Source organism: Jeongeupia chitinilytica, assembly GCF_014652315.1.
GTDB classification, from domain to species: Bacteria; Pseudomonadota; Gammaproteobacteria; order Burkholderiales; family Chitinibacteraceae; genus Jeongeupia; species Jeongeupia chitinilytica.
Window position 1 is genome coordinate 53,843 of record NZ_BMYO01000008.1, and the last position, 16,556, is coordinate 70,398.

Below are 16,556 nucleotides of genomic sequence, written 5' to 3' on the forward strand. Positions count from 1 at the left end.
GACGACAGCAGAATTCCGGCAAGACAAACGATGATTGTAAAGGCAGCGGTGGCGTCTCGTCGCCGTGCCCGGGGAGAGGCAATGAGTCAGGAGAGGGTGGTGCTGATCACCGGTGCCGCCCGGCGCGTCGGTGCCGGGCTGGTGCGGTATCTGCACGCAAGGGGCTGGCGGGTGGTGATCCACTACCGCAGCAACGCCGCCGCGGCCACGGCGCTGGCGACCGAACTGAATGCTGCGCGGGACGGTTCGGCGTTGCCGGTGCAGCTCGATCTGCTCGACGTGGCGCGTCTGCCCGAGCTGGTTGCCGCGGCGCTGACCGCGTTCGGCCGGCTTGACGCGGTGGTCAACAATGCCTCGGCGTTCTATCCGACCCCGGTGGGGGGGTTTACCGAGACGGCGTGGGACGAACTGGTCGGTTCCAACCTGAAAGCGCCGTTGTTCCTCGCGCAGGCGGCGGCGCCCGCGCTGGCGCAAACCGGCGGCTGCATCGTCAGCATTGCCGACATCCATGCCGATCGGCCGCATCCGGGGCTGATGCTGTATACGGTCGCCAAGGCCGGGCTGGTGGCGATGACGCGTGGGCTGGCGCGGGAGTTGGCGCCGAAGGTCCGCGTCAATGCCGTCGCGCCTGGCGCCAACCTCTGGCCCGACGGTGGCGAGGTGTTCGATGCGGCCGAACGCGAGCGCATCCTGGGCACGATTCCGCTGGGCCGCACCGGTACGCCGGACGATCTGGCGCAGGCGATCGCCTTCCTGCTCGACGCACCGTACCTGACCGGCGTGGTGCTGCCGGTCGACGGCGGGCGCAGCGTGGTGTTGTAGGCGCAGGGCCGTCACGGCGGTAGCCGCACGATGCGATTGGCATGCCGGGCCGCTTGTGGCTTCATGGCCGCTTTGAAAAACGGGGCCCTTCATGAGTGGCGAAGTCGAATTGCTCGGTGGCGACGCACACCGGCAGGCGGTGGCGGACGAAATCGCGACCACCTTGCGTGCGTTCAACGAGGCGGTGCTCGGTGCGTACTCGTTTACGCCGGCCAGCGCGGTGATCCGCGATGACGAGGGGCGGTTGATTGCCGGCGCGACGGGTTACTACGGACTGGATTGTCTGACCGTCGAAAACGTCTGGGTCGACGATAGCCGGCGGCATCAGGGGCTGGGCGGCCGGGTGATGCAGGCGCTGGAGGACCACGCCCGCGCGGCCGGCATCCGTCTGGCCCGCCTGGAGACGGCGAGTTTCCAGGCGCGCGGCTTCTATGAAAAACAGGGCTACACGGTGTTCGGCGAACTCGACGACTATCCGCCCGGGCATCGCTACTTTTTCATGAAGAAGTCGCTGCAGGGCGGCTGAGCCGGCCGAGCGGCAGCATGGCACGGCGCAGCCGCTCGCAGCAGCCGGCGGAGTGCGGTAAAATCGCCGTCAATTCAATCATCTACGACGGGGCGCGATGCGCCCCGTCGGCATTCGGATCATGACCCAGCACACCAGCACCGAAGCCACTGCCGTGGCCGACGCCGAAAAGAAGGCCCAGCTCAACGTCAACAAGCTGACCAAGTGGCTGCGCCACGCCGTCGGCGACGCGATCAACGATTTCAACATGATCGAGCCGGGCGACAAGATCATGGTCTGTCTTTCGGGAGGCAAGGACAGCTACACGATGCTCGACATCCTGCTCGGGTTGCAGAGATCGGCACCGATCGATTTTTCGATCGTCGCGGTCAACCTCGACCAGAAGCAGCCGGGCTTTCCAGAACACGTGCTGCCCGACTACCTGAAAAGCATTGGCGTCGATTACCGCATCATCGAGGAAGACACGTACTCGATCGTCAAGAAGCTGGTGCCCGAGGGCAAGACGACCTGCAGCCTGTGCTCGCGCCTGCGTCGCGGCATCCTCTACCGCGTGGCCGACGAACTGGGTGCGAGCAAGGTCGCGCTGGGCCACCACCGCGAGGACATCCTCGAAACGCTGTTCCTGAACATGTTCTACGGCGGCAAGCTCAAGGCGATGCCGCCGAAGCTGGTGTCCGACGACGGCAAGCACGTGGTGATCCGGCCGCTGGCGTACTGCCGCGAGAAGGACATCGTCCGTTATTCCGAGGCCAAGGGTTTCCCGATCATTCCGTGCAATCTCTGCGGTTCGCAGCCGAACCTGCAGCGTGCGGTGGTCGGCGACATGATCGCCGACTGGGACAAGCGCTTCCCGGGGCGGATCGAGTCGATGTTCCGTGCGCTCCAGAACGTCGTGCCGAGCCATCTGGCCGACACCAGTCTGTACGACTTCGTCGGCGCGAAGGCCGACGGCGTTGCGCGTGCCGACGGCGACAAGGCCTTCGATCGCGAGACCTTCAGCGAGCCGAACACGATCAACATCCTCGCCAGCAAGCCGGCCGATGCTGGCGGTTGCGGGGACCATTGATGCTGTTCCGCTCCAAGCGTTTCTCCAGCCGGCCCGACGACGATCTGGTGATCGACATTTCCGAAGAGTTCGGCGTCCGCAAGCTGCACTTCGGTCACGACGATACCCAGAGCGCGATGCGGATCAGCGATCCGCTCGAACTGGTACTGGCGTACTCGCGCTGCGTGTTCGGTGCGCTGCTGTTCGTGCCGGTGCCGAAGACCATGCTGCTGATCGGCCTCGGTGGCGGCTCGATCGCCAAGTGGGCGTACGCCAGGCTGCCCGAGACGCGGATCACCTGCATCGAACTGCACCCGCAGGTGATCGCGGTGGCGCGGTCGATGTTCGGCCTGCCCGCCGATGATGAACGACTCGAGGTGATCGCAGGCGACGGCGCGGCCCACCTCGTCGGCATGGGCGAAGACAGCTGCGATTTCATCGTCATGGACGCGTATTCGGCGACCGGCATCGCGCCGCCGCTGGCAACGACCGAGTTCTTCGCCGCCTGCCGCGACCGGCTGACCGACGACGGTGTGCTGGCGGTCAATCTCTGGGGCTCCGACAAGCGTTTCCAGCAGTACTGCGAGCGGCTGTCCGACATCTTCGACGGCCATTTGCTGCTGCTGCCGGCCCGGCAGAAAGGCAACGTCATCGCCTTCGGCTTCAGGAAGGGGCTGGGCGAGCCGCGCTGGGAGCAACTGGCGCAGCGTGCCGCCGGACTCGAATCGGCTTACGGCCTTGAATTTGGCGAGTTCGTCACCGATCTGGCGCGGCTGAATCCGCACAACGACCGCAAGCTTTTCGTCTGATACTGGAAGGAACGCATCCGCCGTTTTTCAGGGGCGCAAGCCGGCAGGCGCAGAGTTTGCTTGCCCGCGGACCGTCTGCGATGCCGGGGGCGTTCCCAAGGGACGCCGGATGTGGAAAAATCGGTGGTAACAGAAGTTTAAAAGGTAAGACTATGCTCGACCGTGACGGCTATCGCCCGAACGTCGGCATCATCATCATCAACCGTCAAAACCAGGTGTTCTGGGGCAAGCGCGTGCGCGAGCATTCCTGGCAGTTTCCGCAGGGCGGCATCAAGCAGGGCGAATCCCCGGAAGAGGCCATGTTCCGTGAACTGATGGAGGAAACGGGGCTCGCACCCGAGCATGTGCAGATCCTCGGCCGTACCCGTGACTGGTTGAAGTACGATGTGCCGACCCACTGGGTTCGACGCGAATGGCGTGGAACCTACAAGGGCCAGAAGCAGATCTGGTTCCTGTTGCGGCTGGTGGGCCGCGATTCCGACGTGTGCCTGCGCAAGACCACGCATCCGGAGTTCGATGCCTGGCGCTGGAGCGACTACTGGTCGCCGCTGGAAGCCGTGATCGACTTCAAGCGTGGCGTCTACGAGGCCGCGTTGTCCGAGCTGGTGCGCTTCATCGGCAGCAGCGAATCGACCCGGCGGATATCCCACTAGATGACCATGGCAAAACGGCTGCCGACGCCGCGGACCGCATGAGCGGCCGCGGCGTTTTTCCGTCCGAAGCGCACTGGCGCTCGCTGGCGCTGTTCAACGGCTTCCGCTTGCTGGCCGCGCTGGCGCTGTTCGCCAGCATCAGCTGGCGCGCGTGGCTGGCGCGTTCGGGCGAGGGCTACGATGCCTTCGTCGGTCTGGCGCTGACCGATGTGGTGCTCTCGGTGCTGTTCGGCATCGGCATCTACCGCCGCCGTCCGGCCTTCCAGATCCAGCTGTCGGTGCAGGCGGTGACCGACATCGTGTTCCTGGTCGCGCTGATGCATCTTCTGGGCGGGATCAAGAGCGGTCTGGGCATCCTGCTGCTGCCGTATCTGGCTGCGGCCGGGCTGATTTCGCGTGGCCGGATGACGCTGTTCCATGCCGCGATCGCCAGTCTGGCGCTGCTCGGCGAACAGCTTCTGCAGCTTTGGCTCGGTCTGGCGGGAACCGACGACTTCTTCGTCCCGGCCCTGCTGTGCGTGGCGTGCTTCGCGGTCGCCTGGCTGGCACACCGGCTGGCCGGTTTTGCGCGCGAAAGCGAGGCGCTGGCGCTGCAACGCGGCGTCGACCTCGAGAATCTCGGCCAGCTCAACGCGCGCATCCTGCAGGACGTCTCCGACGGCGTCATGGTCGTCGATGCGCACGACCAGCTGCGCCAGTTCAACGCCCAGGCGCAACGGCTGATCGATGTGCCGCTGGTCGCCGGTCAGGCGATCGGGGCCTTGCCGGTGCTGGCGCAGGCGCTGAAGGTCTGGCGCCGCGATCCGGTTGCGCCGACGGCCCTGCTGCAGCTGGAAGGGGCGTACAAGACCTTGCGGCCCCGCTTCGTACCGCTCGGTCCCGATCCGCAAGGCAGCGTGCTCGTTTACCTCGAGGACATGGACCGGCTGCGGCGCGAAGCCCAGCAACTCAAGCTTGCCGCGCTCGGCCGGCTGACGGCGAATCTGGCACACGAGATCCGCAATCCACTCGGTGCGATCAGTCATGCCGGCCAGTTGCTCAAGGAAGAGGCCGGCGACAACCTGCTGATGCAGAAACTGACGCGCATCATCGGCGACAACACCCGCCGGCTCGAGCGGATGGTCAAGGACGTGCTCGAACTCAACCGCCGCGACCGCGTCGACATGCGGCCCGTGGTGCTCGGACCATGGCTGTCGGCCTTCGTCGAGGCGTTCCGGCAGACCGAACAGATTGCCGTCGCCATCATCATCGTCTGCCCCGACGACGCCACGATCCGTTTCGATCCGGGTCATCTGCACCAGGTGCTGTGGAACCTGTTGCGCAACGGCTGGCGCTACTGCAGCAAGCGACAGGACAGTCTGGTCGTCAGCGTGGTGCTCGACGACGGCCACTGGCAGCTCAATGTCGACAACGACGGGCCGCCGGTGGCGCGCGATGCGCTGACGCAACTGTTCGAGCCGTTTTTTACCACCGAGTCCAAGGGCACCGGGCTCGGGCTGTATATTGCCCGCGAGATCTGCGCCGCCAACGCGGCGCGGCTCGAGTATGTCCCGCAGCCGCCGGATGCCGGTGTGCGCTTTCGTATCGTGTTCGGAATGAACAATGGCCAGGAAACCCCGTAACCATCGCCGCGTCCTCGTCGTCGACGACGAGGTCGATCTTGCCGACCTGCTCGAACTGACGCTGGTCAAACTCGGCCTCGACGTCGACAAGGCCAACAATGTCGCGTCGGCGCGGGCACTGCTCGATTCGCGCAACTACGACCTGCTGCTGACCGACATGCGGATGCCCGACGGTGAGGGGCTGGACCTGATCCGGCACATCCAGTCGGCGCGGCTGGACGTGCCGGCGGCAGTGATCACCGCTTACGGCAGTACCGACAACGCCGTCGCCGCGCTCAAGGCCGGCGCGTTCGACTATCTGGCCAAGCCGGTGTCGCTCGACCAGCTGCGCACGCTGGTGAAATCCGCGTTGCGGCTCGACGACGATCCGGCCGAGCCGGTCCGGGTCGATGGCGAGCGGCCGCTGCTGGGCGAATCGGCGGCGATCCGTCAGGTACTCGAACTGGTTGCCAGGCTGGCCCGGAGCCAGGCACCGGTCTACGTGACGGGTGAGTCGGGCAGCGGCAAGGAGCGTGCGGCGCGGCTGATCCACGGCGAGTCGGCACGGGCCGACAAGCCCTTCATTGCGGTCAACTGCGGTGCGATTCCGGAGAATCTGGTCGAGAGCGAGTTCTTCGGTTACCGCAAGGGGGCATTCACCGGCGCCGACAGCGACCGCGACGGCTTTTTCCAGGCCGCGAGCGGCGGCACGCTGTTCCTCGACGAAGTCGCCGACCTGCCGCTGGCGATGCAGGTCAAGCTGCTGCGCGTGATCCAGGAGCGCAAGGTCCGCAAGGTCGGCAGTACGGTCGAGGAACCCGTCGATGTGCGACTGATTTCGGCCACGCACCAGAATCTGGCCGACTGCGTCGAAGCGGGCCGATTCCGGTTGGACCTCTATTACCGGCTCAACGTGATCGAGCTGAAAATGCCGCCGCTGCGGGAGATGGGCGACGACATCGTGCTGCTGGCGCGGCACATCCTGGCGCGGCTGGCGTCGAACAACGGCGTCGAGGTGCCGGAGTTTGCAGCCGAAGCACTGGCAGCGCTGTTGCGTTACCACTTTCCGGGCAACGTGCGCGAACTCGAAAACATGCTCGAGCGCGCGCTGGCGCTGTCCGACGGCACCACGATCACGCCGTGCGATCTGCAGCTCGACCGCGACGATGTCGCGCTGGGCGATGCGGCGGAAGGCGGCCTGCAGGGCTATCTGGACCGGCTCGAGAAGCAGGCGATTCTTGAAACCATCGAAAAGACCAACGGCAACCGCACCCAGGCGGCGCGTCTGCTCGGCGTGACCTTCCGCAGTCTGCGCTACCGGATGGACCGGCTCGGGCTGGCCGGCAAGGGCGAGGCATGAGCTGGCAGATCGACGAAGCCGGCTGGTGCGATGCGGCGACGGTCGTGCCCAGTCCGAACTGCGATGCGCGGCCGGATGGTATCGGGATTTCCCTGCTGGTGGTGCACAACATCAGCCTGCCGGCGGGCCGCTTTCGTGGCGACCACGTGCTGCGGCTGTTTACCAACCGCATCGATCCACTGGCCGCACCGGGCTACGACGCGCTGGCGACGCTGCGCGTGTCGGCCCACTTCTTCATCCGCCGCAACGGCGAGCTCCTGCAGTTCGTGCCGACGGTGGCGCGTGCCTGGCATGCCGGTGTCTCGATGTGGCGCGACCGGCCCGGCTGCAACGACGTGTCGATCGGCGTCGAGCTCGAAGGCAGTGACCTCGTGCCGTTCGAGGACATTCAGTACGATGCGCTGATCCGGCTGGCTTCGGCACTGCGGCTGCGCCATCCTTTGAGGGAGGTGGTCGGCCATTGCGACATCGCACCGTTGCGCAAGACCGATCCGGGACCGTATTTCGACTGGCAGCGAATTCATGCAGCCTTGCCACAGCTCAAGGCGGACCTGCTTGCCGAGTAAGGCGGCGGCGCTATAATCGGCGGCCAATTTCCAGGGGTGTTCCATGGGTAGTGCAACACACGAGCAGTCGAAGCAGAGCGGTCTCATGCTTGCGGCGCTCGGCGTCGTTTACGGCGATATCGGCACCAGTCCGCTCTACACATTGCGCGAATGCCTGAATGGCCACATTCCGTTGCCGATCAATGCCGAAAACGTCTTCGGCATGCTGTCGCTGATCTTCTGGGGCCTGATGCTGGTGGTGTCGCTCAAGTACGTGATCATCGTGCTGCGTGCCGACAACCGTGGCGAAGGCGGGATTCTCGCCTTGCTGGCGCTGGCACTGCGGCAGATGAAAACCGGCAGCCGCCGCGCGATGATCCTCACCGCGCTGGGGATATTCGGTGCGGCACTGTTCTACGGCGACAGCATGATCACCCCGGCGATTTCGGTGCTGTCGGCGCTCGAGGGCATCGGCATCGTCTCGCACACCTTCGACCCCTACATCATTCCGATCACCATTGCCGTGCTGGTCGGCCTGTTCGCGATGCAGCGCCACGGCACCGCCTCGGTCGGCAAGCTGTTCGGCCCGGTGATGCTGCTGTGGTTTTCGGTGCTCGGCGTACTCGGCGGCTGGCAGATCGTCCAGAACCCGACGGTGCTGCATGCGTTGAATCCGTACTACGCACTGCAGTTTGTGGTCGACAATCCGAAGCAGGCCTTCGTGCTGCTCGGCGCCGTCGTGCTGGCGCTGACCGGTGCCGAAGCGCTGTACGCCGACATGGGCCACTTCGGCCGTCCGGCGATCAGCCGGGCGTGGTTCTCGCTGGTGCTGCCGGCGCTGACGCTGAACTACTTCGGTCAGGGGGCGCTGCTGCTCGCCGATCCGACCACCATCAAGAATCCGTTCTTCCTGCTCGCGCCGGGCTGGGGGCTGGTGCCGCTGGTGGTGCTGGCCACGATTGCGACGGTGATCGCGTCGCAGGCGGTGATCTCGGGCGCGTACTCGATGACCAATCAGGCGGTCCACCTCGGTTTCAGCCCGCGCATGGACATCCAGCACACCTCGGAAACCGAGAAGGGCCAGATCTACATGCCGGGGATCAACTGGTTTCTGCTGGTGGCGGTGATCCTGCTGGTGCTGGGCTTCCGCTCCTCCGGCGCGCTGGCGTCGGCCTACGGCTTTGCCGTGGTGTGCACGATGCTGATCACGACCATCCTCGCCTTTGCGGTGTTCGGCCACATCTTCAGCGGCTGGCGCAAATGGCTGGTCTGCGGCGCGCTGGTCGTGCTGCTGGTGATCGACTCGCTGCTGTTCTCGGCCAACGTGCTGAAAATCGCCGAGGGCGGCTGGTTCCCGTTGCTGATCGGTCTCGTCGCCTTCACGCTGATGATGACGTGGAAGCGCGGGCGTGCGCTGCTGTACGAACGCCTGCTCGCAGGCGAGCTGCCGCTCGAAGGCTTCGTCGAAAGCCTCGAGTCGTCGCCGCCGACCCGGGTCGAGGGCGTGGCGGTGTTCATGACCGCGAGTACCGATTCGGTGCCGCATGCGCTGCTGCACAACCTCAAGCACAACAAGGTGCTGCACGAGCAGGTGGTGTTCCTGAGCATCAAGACCGCCGACATTCCGTTCGTGTCGAAGCGCGAGCGCGTGATCGTGCGCCGCCTGGGCGATACCTTCTTCCAGATCATCGCCACTTACGGCTTCAAGGAGGATCAGAGCGTGCCCGAGGTGCTGGCGCAGGTCGAAGCACTGCAGGCCGAACTGCATTTCGATCCGATGCAGACGTCGTTCTTCCTGTCGCGCGAAACCATCGTCGAAGCGAAGTACCCGGCAATGAGCTTCTGGCGCCGCAAGATCTTCTCGTTGATGAACCGGAACGCTACCCGGGCCACGCAATTCTTCAAGATTCCGCCGAACCGCGTGGTGGAGATGGGAACGCAGGTCGAGCTCTGACCGGGCCCCTATCGACGGAGACAACGGCGACCTGCGGGTCGCCGTTGCCGTTTCAGCGCTGCCGTGACCAGCGATCGGCCAGCGCGGCGAGATGCGGAATCTGCCAGTCGGCCCAGCTGCTGCGCGGCGTGCCCTTGCGGATCAGTACGGTGGCCATGCCGAGTTGGCGCGCCGGCCGGAGATTGGCGGCCGTGTCCTCGACCAGGATGCAGCGGCGCGGATCGAGCCGCCATTGCCGCAGCAGGGCCCGGTAGCCGCGCAACTGCGGTTTGGGGCTGTAGCCGGCCGATTCGATCGCGAAGAGGCCGTCGAAACAGCGGTCGATGCCGAGCGCGGCCAGCATCGCTTCGGCGTAGTCATGCGGCCCGTTGGTGAACAGGTATTTGCGCCCTGGCAGCCTGGCCAGCGTGCGCTTGAGCCCCGGTACGGGATGGACGCGGCCGGTGAGGACGTCGAGCGGGTGGCTGTGGGCCAGAAAGCGTTGCGGATCGACATGCGGGTGATGGCGGATCAGCCCGAGCAGGGTTGCGCCGTAGCGGTGCCAGTAGGCAAGCCGCAATGCCGAGGCGTCGTTTTCGGAGAGCTGCAGCGCGTCGGCGATGAAGCCGGTCATCGCGGCATCGATGGTCGGAAAGGCGTGGCGGTTGGCGTCGTGCAGCGTGTTGTCGAGGTCGAACAGCCAGATCGGTTTGCGGGGTAGCGGCATCGGAAGAAACCCGGCTGCCGCCGGGTCGGATCAACGGTGGATGTAGTAGACCAGCTGGTCGATGGTGAACTGCTGGTCGGCGATGGTCTCGCGCACGAGGTCGCCGATCGACAGTACGCCGAGCACCTTGTCGTCCTCGAGGACCGGCAGGTGGCGGATGCGCTTTTCGGTGATCAGCGCCATGCATTCGTCGACGGTGGCCTTGGGCGTCACACAGATGAGCTTGCGCGTCATGATGTCGGATACCGGTGTGCCGGCCGACGTCTTGCCCATCAGCACGACCTTGCGCGCGTAGTCGCGCTCGGAAAACATGCCGACGAGTTTATCGCCGTCCATGACCAGCAGGGCACCGATATTCATTTCGGCGAGCAGTTGCAGCGCCTGGTAGACGGTCGCGTCCGGCGCGATCGAGAGTGTGCCGGAAATCTTCTTTTCGGCGAGGATGTGGCGGGCGTTTTTCATCGTGGCTCCTGAAGTCGAGTCAACCGCTGTTGCCGCGGTCAATTCCAATCTAGTCAGCCGCCGTCGACTTGCAAGCCACCGGGTCATGCGAAACGACCCCGGCGTGCCGGGGTCGTGGTCTGGTGACGACTGCGCCGCTCAGTTGGCGCGGATCATCGTGCCGACGCCCTGGCTGGTCAGCACTTCCAGCAGCAAGGCGTGTTTCACGCGGCCGTCGATGATGTGCACCGAGTTGACGCCGTTCTTGGCGGCATCGAGCGCCGACGAGATCTTCGGCAGCATGCCGCCCGAGATCGTGCCGTCGGCAAACAGCGCGTCGATCTTGGTCGCGGTCAGCCCGGTCAGCAGCTGGCCCTGCTTGTCGAGTACCCCGGGGGTATTGGTCATCAGGATCAGCTTTTCGGCCTTCAGCGTTTCGGCCAGCTTGCCGGCGACGAGGTCGGCATTGATGTTGTAGCTCTCGCCCTTGCTGTCGACACCGATCGGTGCGATCACCGGAATGAAGTCGGCAGCGTCGAGGTGCGACACGATGGTCGCGTCGATGCTTTCGATCTCGCCGACCTGACCGATGTCGACGGTGCCGGCACCGGCGTCGTCCTTCAGGTAGAGCTTGTGTGCCTTGATGAAGTGGCCGTCCTGACCGGTCAGGCCGACGGCCTTGCCGCCGTGCTTGTTGATCAGCGAGACGATTTCCTTGTTCACGTGGCCGCCGAGCACCATTTCGACCACGTCCATGGTTTCGGCGTCGGTGACGCGCATGCCCTGGATGAACTCGCCCTTCTTGCCGATGCGGTCGAGCAGCTCGTTGATCTGCGGACCGCCGCCGTGGACGACGACCGGGTTCATGCCGACCAGCTTGAGCAGCACCACGTCGGATGCGAAGCCTTCCTTGAGCTCTTCGTCGATCATGGCGTTGCCGCCGTACTTGATGACGATGGTCTTGTCGAAAAAGGCCTGGATGTAGGGGAGGGCTTCCGAGAGGATCTCGGCCTTTTCCAGCGGGGAAATCGTGGGCATGACGGCTCCTGGCAAGGGCGTGCGATAACGTCGGCGATTCTAGCAAAAATGGCGCCGGCGCCGGCGCCTCGTCTACGCAACAACATGTACCGCGCCGGGATTGACCTTTACCCGGATGGCATTCAATAATTAAATGAATATTCATTTATTACTGATGCCATGAACCTCTGTCCCAAGCGCTGGTCGCGCCGCAAGGAGGCCCGGCCGCACGAGATCCTCGAGGCGGCACTCGAACTCTTTGCCGAGAAGGGCTATGCCGCGACGCGGATCGACGAGATCGCCAAGCGTGCCGGCGTCACCCGCGGTACGCCTTATCTGTATTTCGCCGGCAAGGAAGAGATATTCAAGGCGCTGATCAGCGAGCTGCTGCTGCCGGCTCTCGACGAGGCCGAAGCGCTGTTCAACGGGTTTTCCGGCAGCGCGTCCGAGCGGTTGCGCTGTGTCGTCCACGTCTGGTGGCAGAGCATGGGCGAGACGCGGCTGTCGGCCTTGCCCAAGCTGATGGTGGCCGAAGCCGGCAACTTCCCCGAGGTTGCACAGCTGTACAACGAGCAGTTCGTCGCGCGTGGCGAAGCGATTTTCCGCCAGGTGATCGAGGCGGGCATCGCCAGCGGCGAATTCCGCGCCATCGATGTCGAGTATGCCCTGCACGTGCTGTGCGCACCGGTGGTGATGGCCATGCTGTCGCGCTACATGCCGTGCGGGCACGCCCAGCTGGATCCGGTCCGCTATCTCGACACCCTGCTCGACCTGATGCTGCACGGCCTGTATCCGCATCCCGATTCAACCCGTTCCGAGGTCTCCGACCATGCTTGACCGTATCGCCCCCGTGCCGCGCCCGCTCAGACTGGCGAGCGCGCTGATCGTTGTCGCCCTGCTGGCGGCGTGCAAGGACGACGCCAGACCGCAGGAGGAAGTCCGGCCGGTCCGCGTCGTCACTGCCGGTGCCGACGCGGCACTGCCCGGTGCCGAACTGACCGGCACGGTGCGTGCTCATGTCGAAACCCCGCTGGGGTTCCGCATCGGCGGCAAGGTGATCGAGCGGCGCGTCGACATCGGTGCGGTGGTGAAGAAGGGCGACGTGATCGCGCGGATCGATCCGCAGGATGCGGCACTGAATGCGGCCGCCGCCGATGCACAGGCGGCGTCGGCCCGTGCGCAGCTGGTCAAGGTGAAGATGGACTACGAGCGCAGCAAGGCACTGTTTGCGCAGAAGTTCGTCAGTCAGGCCGAAGTCGATACGCGCAAGGCGACCTTTGACGCCGCCAGCGAATCGCTGAAGCAGGCCGAGGCCCAAAGGCAGCTGGCGAGCAATCAGGCCGCGTATGCCACGCTGCAGGCCGATGCCGACGGTGCGGTGACGCGCGTCAGCGCCGAGCCCGGCCAGGTGGTGGCGGCCGGGACGCCGATCGTGACGCTGGCGCGCGACGGCGTGCGTGAAGTCGGCCTCGACGTGCCGGAGAACCTGCACGGCAAGGTCCGGCTCGGCGACAAGGTGAAGATCCGCCTCTGGGCGCTGCCGGGCAAGGAGTTCAACGGCCACGTCAGCGAGATTTCGGCCGCGGCCGACCCGCAGGCGCGCACCTATGCCGCCCGCGTGGTGTTTGACGAGCAGGTGCCGCAACTGGGCCTCGGCATGACCGCCAGCGTGCGGCTGGCGGCGCCCGATACGGCGGTTGCCGGCGGCCAGATCCGGTTGCCGCTGACGGCGCTGTTCGGCGAAACCGGCAAGCAGCAGGTCTGGCGGCTCGATACCAGGGCGGGCCGCGTCCACGCCTTGCCCGTCAAGGTGCTGACGGTGACCGATACCGCGGTGCTGGTCTCCGGCGTCAAGGCCGGTGAAACCATCGTCACCGCCGGCGTGCATCTGTTGCGCGAAGGCCAGCCGGTCAAACCGCTGGCCACGCCGGCCGGCAAGGCGGCTGACACGGGAGCCGGCGCATGAACGAACAGGATTTCGATCCGGCGACGCACGCCGGCCGTTTCAACCTGTCGGCGTGGGCGCTGCGGCACCAGTCGCTGGTGCTGTACCTGATCATCGTGCTGTCGCTGGCCGGCGTGCTCGCGTACACCAAGCTCGGCCAGAAGGAGGACCCCGAGTTCACCTTCAAGGCGATGGTCGTGCGGGGGTTCTGGCCCGGCGCATCGGCCGGCGAAGTCGAAAAGCAGCTGACCGATCCGCTCGAAAAGGCGCTGCAGGGCATCGGCGCCGTCGACTACACCAAGAGCTATTCGCGTGCCGGCGAGACGCTGATCATCGTCAGCCTGCAGGAGGCGATCCGCGGCAAGGCGGTCGACGACGCGTGGTACCAGGTCAGGAAACGCATCGGCGACATCCAGGCGACGCTGCCGCAGGGCGTGGTCGGACCGTTCTTCAACGACGAGTTCGGCGAGACCTACGGCAATCTGTACGCGTTCACCAGCGACGGTTTTTCGATGCCGGAGCTGAAGGACTACGTCGAGGACGTGCGCACCGAGCTGCTGCGGATCAAGGACGTCAACAAGGTCACGCTGATCGGCACGCAGGACCAGAAGATCTACGTCGAGTACTCGGCGGCCAAGCTCGCGGCGCTGGGCGTCTCGCCGTTCCAGATCAACCAGGTGCTGGCCGCGACCAATGCACTGACCCCGGCCGGGGTTGTCGAAGGGCAGGAGGAGCGCGTGTTCGTGCGCGTCACCGGCAACTACGACGCCGTGGCCAGGGTGCGCGACACCGTTGTCGACGTGCAGGGCAAGCGCTTCCGCCTCGGCGACATCGCCAGCGTCTACCGCGCGACCATCGACCCGCCGACGCTGAAGATGCGCTATCAGGGTCAGCCGGCGATCGGCCTCGGCGTGTCGATGCGACACGGCGGCGACGTGCTGCGCATGGGCGAGCAGATCGACGCGACGCTGGCCAAGGTCAAGGCCAGCCTGCCGGTCGGCGTCGAGTTCCACGCCGTGTCGGACCAGCCGGCGGTGGTGAAGGGCGCGGTGAAGATCTTCATGCATTCGCTCGGCGAAGCGGTGCTGATCGTGCTGGCGGTGAGCTTCCTGAGTCTGGGCTGGCGTACCGGCATCGTCGTCGCGCTGTCGATTCCGCTGGTGCTGGCACTGACCTTCCTCGGCATGTTCGCCGCCGGCATCGACCTGCAGCGGATCTCGCTCGGCGCGCTGGTGATCGCGCTCGGCCTGCTGGTCGACGATGCGATCATTGCGGTCGAGATGATGGCGCTGAAGCTCGAACAGGGCTGGGACCGTTTCCGCGCGGCGACCTTCGCGTACACCAGCACGGCCATGCCGATGCTGACCGGCACGCTGATCACCGCCGCCGGCTTCCTGCCGGTCGGGCTCGCCAAGTCCAACGCCGGCGAGTACACGTTCTCGATCTTCGCCGTCGTCGGCATCGCGCTGATCCTGTCGTGGATCGTCGCGGTGGTGTTCACGCCCTACATCGGCTTCAGGTTACTGCCCGAAACGCCGAAGCACGAGGACCACGACGTCTATCAGGGCCGCTTCTACCGGTCGTTCCGCGCGCTGGTGACGTGGTGCATCACCTGGAGCAAGACGACGATCGCCGCGACTGCGGCGGCCTTCATTGCCGCCATCGTCGTGTTCGCCACGCTGATCCCGAAGCAGTTCTTCCCGGCATCGAGCCGGCCCGAGCTGATGGTCGACCTGTGGCTGCCGTACGCGGCGTCGTACCAGGCGACCGAGGCCGAGGCGAAGAAGCTCGAGGCCATCCTGATGAAGGACCCGGACGTCGAAAGCGTCACGACTTACGTCGGCGTCGGCTCGCCGCGCTACTACCTGCCGCTCGACGAGCAGATGCCCAACCTCAACTTCGCCCAGCTGACGGTGATGACCAAGGGCGAGAAGGTGCGCGAGAACGTGTTCAAGCTCGTCAGCACGCTGTTCGCCAACGACTTCGCCCAGGTCCGCGGCCGGGTGACCCGGCTCGAGAACGGCCCGCCGGTCGGTTACCCGCTGCAGTTCCGCGTGTCCGGCGAGGACGTCGGCGAACTGCGCCGGATCGGCGAGCGGGTCGCCGCGGCCATGCGCGCCAATCCGCACGCCCGCGAGGTGCACTTCGACTGGGGCGAGAAGGTCAAGGTGCTGCGGATCCATGCCGATCAGGACAAGCTGCGCGAAGCGGGGCTGACGACGCAACAGCTGGCGCAGTACCTGCAACTGGCGGTGTCCGGCGTCACGGCGACGCAGTATCGCGAGAACAACGAACTGATCGACGTCGTCGCCCGGCTGGTGCCGAACGAGCGCACCTCGCTGACGGCGATCCGCGACCTGCCGGTCAAGCTCGCCTCGGGCCGCAGCGTGCCGTTGTCGCAGCTCGGCGACGTGGTACTCGAAGCCGAGGAAAGCCTGATCTGGCGCCGCAACAGGGTGCCGACGCTGTCGGTGCGGGCCGACGTCAACGGTGCGCAGGCCCCCGACATCGCCAAGGCGCTGCAACCGGAGATCGCCAAAATCGAGGCAGGGCTGCCGGCCGGCTACCACATCGAGGTCGGCGGCACGCTCGAAGCGTCGAAGATCGGCGAGGATTCGATCGGCGCGGTGATGCCGCTGATGCTGATCGTGGTCATGACCTTGCTGATGATCCAGCTGCAGAGCATCCAGCGGATGATCATGGTGCTGCTGACCGCCCCGCTCGGCCTGATCGGCGTGGCGATCGCGCTGCTGTTGTTCCAGGCACCGTACGGCTTCGTCGCGACTTTGGGCGTGATCGCGCTGTCTGGCATGATTATGCGCAATTCGGTGATCCTGATGGACCAGATCGAGCAGGACATCCACCATGGTCATCCGGCGTGGACCGCCATCATCGAGTCGGCCGTACGGCGTTTCCGGCCGATCATGCTGACCGCGGCGGCGGCCATCCTGGCGATGATTCCGCTGACACGCGATACCTTCTGGGGACCGATGGCGATCGCCATCATGGGCGGTCTGTTCGTCGCCACGGTGCTGACGCTGCTGTTCCTGCCTGCGCTGTATGCCGCGTGGTTCCGGATCGGACCGCCGGAATCGGCGACCGGCTTGGGTACCTCACAACAATGAGAATAAC

At 65.5% G+C, this 16,556-nt stretch carries 15 protein-coding genes; 12 read left to right on the forward strand and 3 right to left on the reverse strand.

The features are described 5' to 3' along the window. The first annotated feature begins 81 nt into the window (after nt 1-81). From IE097_RS14735 to IE097_RS14775, 9 genes are all read left to right on the forward strand, one after another. On the forward strand, nt 82-822 hold the full coding sequence (locus tag IE097_RS14735) for a pteridine reductase (RefSeq protein WP_189461615.1): 741 nt from the start codon (nt 82-84) through the stop codon (nt 820-822). A gap of 91 nt (nt 823-913) precedes the next feature. Next, the gene (locus IE097_RS14740; RefSeq protein ID WP_189461616.1) at nt 914-1,348 is read left to right on the forward strand and encodes a GNAT family N-acetyltransferase; all 435 of its coding nucleotides are present in this window, start codon (nt 914-916) and stop codon (nt 1,346-1,348) included. A 121-nt stretch (nt 1,349-1,469) separates the two neighbouring features. After that, nucleotides 1,470-2,414, forward strand: coding sequence for a tRNA 2-thiocytidine(32) synthetase TtcA (ttcA, locus tag IE097_RS14745; RefSeq protein WP_189461617.1), 945 nt, complete (start codon nt 1,470-1,472; stop codon nt 2,412-2,414). After that, nucleotides 2,414-3,202 (forward strand): fused MFS/spermidine synthase, encoded by a 789-nt coding sequence (locus tag IE097_RS14750; RefSeq protein ID WP_189461618.1) that lies wholly within the window; start codon nt 2,414-2,416, stop codon nt 3,200-3,202. Before ttcA ends, IE097_RS14750 begins: the two co-directional genes overlap by 1 nt. Before the next feature lie 152 nt (nt 3,203-3,354). Then, nucleotides 3,355-3,855: an RNA pyrophosphohydrolase gene (locus IE097_RS14755; protein WP_189461619.1), complete on the forward strand. Its 501-nt coding sequence runs from the start codon at nt 3,355-3,357 to the stop codon at nt 3,853-3,855. Between the two features lie 38 nt (nt 3,856-3,893). After that, nucleotides 3,894-5,477, forward strand: coding sequence for a sensor histidine kinase (locus IE097_RS14760; protein WP_189461620.1), 1,584 nt, complete (start codon nt 3,894-3,896; stop codon nt 5,475-5,477). Then, nucleotides 5,458-6,816, forward strand: coding sequence for a sigma-54-dependent transcriptional regulator (locus IE097_RS14765; protein ID WP_189461621.1), 1,359 nt, complete (start codon nt 5,458-5,460; stop codon nt 6,814-6,816). The genes IE097_RS14760 and IE097_RS14765 overlap by 20 nt, the downstream gene beginning before the upstream one ends. Further along, nucleotides 6,813-7,382 carry a 1,6-anhydro-N-acetylmuramyl-L-alanine amidase AmpD gene (gene ampD / locus IE097_RS14770; RefSeq protein WP_189461622.1) on the forward strand — a complete coding sequence of 190 codons (570 nt, stop codon included), beginning with the start codon at nt 6,813-6,815 and terminating at the stop codon, nt 7,380-7,382. The genes IE097_RS14765 and ampD overlap by 4 nt, the downstream gene beginning before the upstream one ends. A gap of 43 nt (nt 7,383-7,425) precedes the next feature. Next, nucleotides 7,426-9,315 (forward strand): potassium transporter Kup, encoded by a 1,890-nt coding sequence (locus IE097_RS14775; RefSeq protein WP_189461623.1) that lies wholly within the window; start codon nt 7,426-7,428, stop codon nt 9,313-9,315. A gap of 52 nt (nt 9,316-9,367) precedes the next feature. Here IE097_RS14775 and IE097_RS14780 read toward each other — a convergent pair whose 3' ends face one another. From IE097_RS14780 to argB, 3 genes are all read right to left on the reverse strand, one after another. Continuing rightward, nucleotides 9,368-10,021, reverse strand: a complete 654-nt coding sequence (locus IE097_RS14780; protein WP_229797607.1) for a pyrimidine 5'-nucleotidase — start codon at nt 10,019-10,021, stop codon at nt 9,368-9,370. A gap of 30 nt (nt 10,022-10,051) precedes the next feature. After that, on the reverse strand, nt 10,052-10,483 hold the full coding sequence (locus IE097_RS14785; RefSeq protein WP_189461624.1) for a CBS domain-containing protein: 432 nt from the start codon (nt 10,481-10,483) through the stop codon (nt 10,052-10,054). A 138-nt stretch (nt 10,484-10,621) separates the two neighbouring features. Then, on the reverse strand, nt 10,622-11,500 hold the full coding sequence (gene argB, locus IE097_RS14790; RefSeq protein WP_189461625.1) for an acetylglutamate kinase: 879 nt from the start codon (nt 11,498-11,500) through the stop codon (nt 10,622-10,624). A 159-nt stretch (nt 11,501-11,659) separates the two neighbouring features. Here argB and IE097_RS14795 point away from each other — a divergent pair, with 159 nt between their 5' ends. From IE097_RS14795 to IE097_RS14805, 3 genes are read left to right on the forward strand one after another with little or no spacing between them, the layout of a single operon-like run. Next, complete coding sequence (locus tag IE097_RS14795; RefSeq protein ID WP_189461626.1) at nt 11,660-12,316, forward strand: TetR/AcrR family transcriptional regulator; 657 nt, start codon at nt 11,660-11,662, stop codon at nt 12,314-12,316. Continuing rightward, a complete protein-coding gene (locus IE097_RS14800) occupies nt 12,309-13,445 on the forward strand; it encodes an efflux RND transporter periplasmic adaptor subunit (RefSeq protein ID WP_189461627.1) in 1,137 nt (378 codons plus the stop codon). The genes IE097_RS14795 and IE097_RS14800 overlap by 8 nt, the downstream gene beginning before the upstream one ends. Next, nucleotides 13,442-16,549 carry an efflux RND transporter permease subunit gene (locus IE097_RS14805; protein ID WP_189461628.1) on the forward strand — a complete coding sequence of 1,036 codons (3,108 nt, stop codon included), beginning with the start codon at nt 13,442-13,444 and terminating at the stop codon, nt 16,547-16,549. Before IE097_RS14800 ends, IE097_RS14805 begins: the two co-directional genes overlap by 4 nt. Nucleotides 16,550-16,556: the final 7 nt, after the last annotated feature.

Excerpts from the sequence above, each read along its gene's own strand:
- IE097_RS14735 (WP_189461615.1), top strand. The coding sequence starts at position 82 with ATGAGTCAGGAGAGGGTGGTGCTGATCACCGGTGCCGCCCGGCGCGTC.
- IE097_RS14740 (WP_189461616.1), top strand. The coding sequence starts at position 914 with ATGAGTGGCGAAGTCGAATTGCTCGGTGGCGACGCACACCGGCAGGCG.
- ttcA (WP_189461617.1), top strand. The coding sequence starts at position 1,470 with ATGACCCAGCACACCAGCACCGAAGCCACTGCCGTGGCCGACGCCGAA.
- IE097_RS14750 (WP_189461618.1), top strand. The coding sequence starts at position 2,414 with ATGCTGTTCCGCTCCAAGCGTTTCTCCAGCCGGCCCGACGACGATCTG.
- IE097_RS14755 (WP_189461619.1), top strand. The coding sequence starts at position 3,355 with ATGCTCGACCGTGACGGCTATCGCCCGAACGTCGGCATCATCATCATC.
- IE097_RS14760 (WP_189461620.1), top strand. The coding sequence starts at position 3,894 with ATGAGCGGCCGCGGCGTTTTTCCGTCCGAAGCGCACTGGCGCTCGCTG.
- IE097_RS14765 (WP_189461621.1), top strand. The coding sequence starts at position 5,458 with ATGGCCAGGAAACCCCGTAACCATCGCCGCGTCCTCGTCGTCGACGAC.
- ampD (WP_189461622.1), top strand. The coding sequence starts at position 6,813 with ATGAGCTGGCAGATCGACGAAGCCGGCTGGTGCGATGCGGCGACGGTC.
- IE097_RS14775 (WP_189461623.1), top strand. The coding sequence starts at position 7,426 with ATGGGTAGTGCAACACACGAGCAGTCGAAGCAGAGCGGTCTCATGCTT.
- IE097_RS14780 (WP_229797607.1), bottom strand. The coding sequence starts at position 10,021 with ATGCCGCTACCCCGCAAACCGATCTGGCTGTTCGACCTCGACAACACG.
- IE097_RS14785 (WP_189461624.1), bottom strand. The coding sequence starts at position 10,483 with ATGAAAAACGCCCGCCACATCCTCGCCGAAAAGAAGATTTCCGGCACA.
- argB (WP_189461625.1), bottom strand. The coding sequence starts at position 11,500 with ATGCCCACGATTTCCCCGCTGGAAAAGGCCGAGATCCTCTCGGAAGCC.
- IE097_RS14795 (WP_189461626.1), top strand. The coding sequence starts at position 11,660 with ATGAACCTCTGTCCCAAGCGCTGGTCGCGCCGCAAGGAGGCCCGGCCG.
- IE097_RS14800 (WP_189461627.1), top strand. The coding sequence starts at position 12,309 with ATGCTTGACCGTATCGCCCCCGTGCCGCGCCCGCTCAGACTGGCGAGC.
- IE097_RS14805 (WP_189461628.1), top strand. The coding sequence starts at position 13,442 with ATGAACGAACAGGATTTCGATCCGGCGACGCACGCCGGCCGTTTCAAC.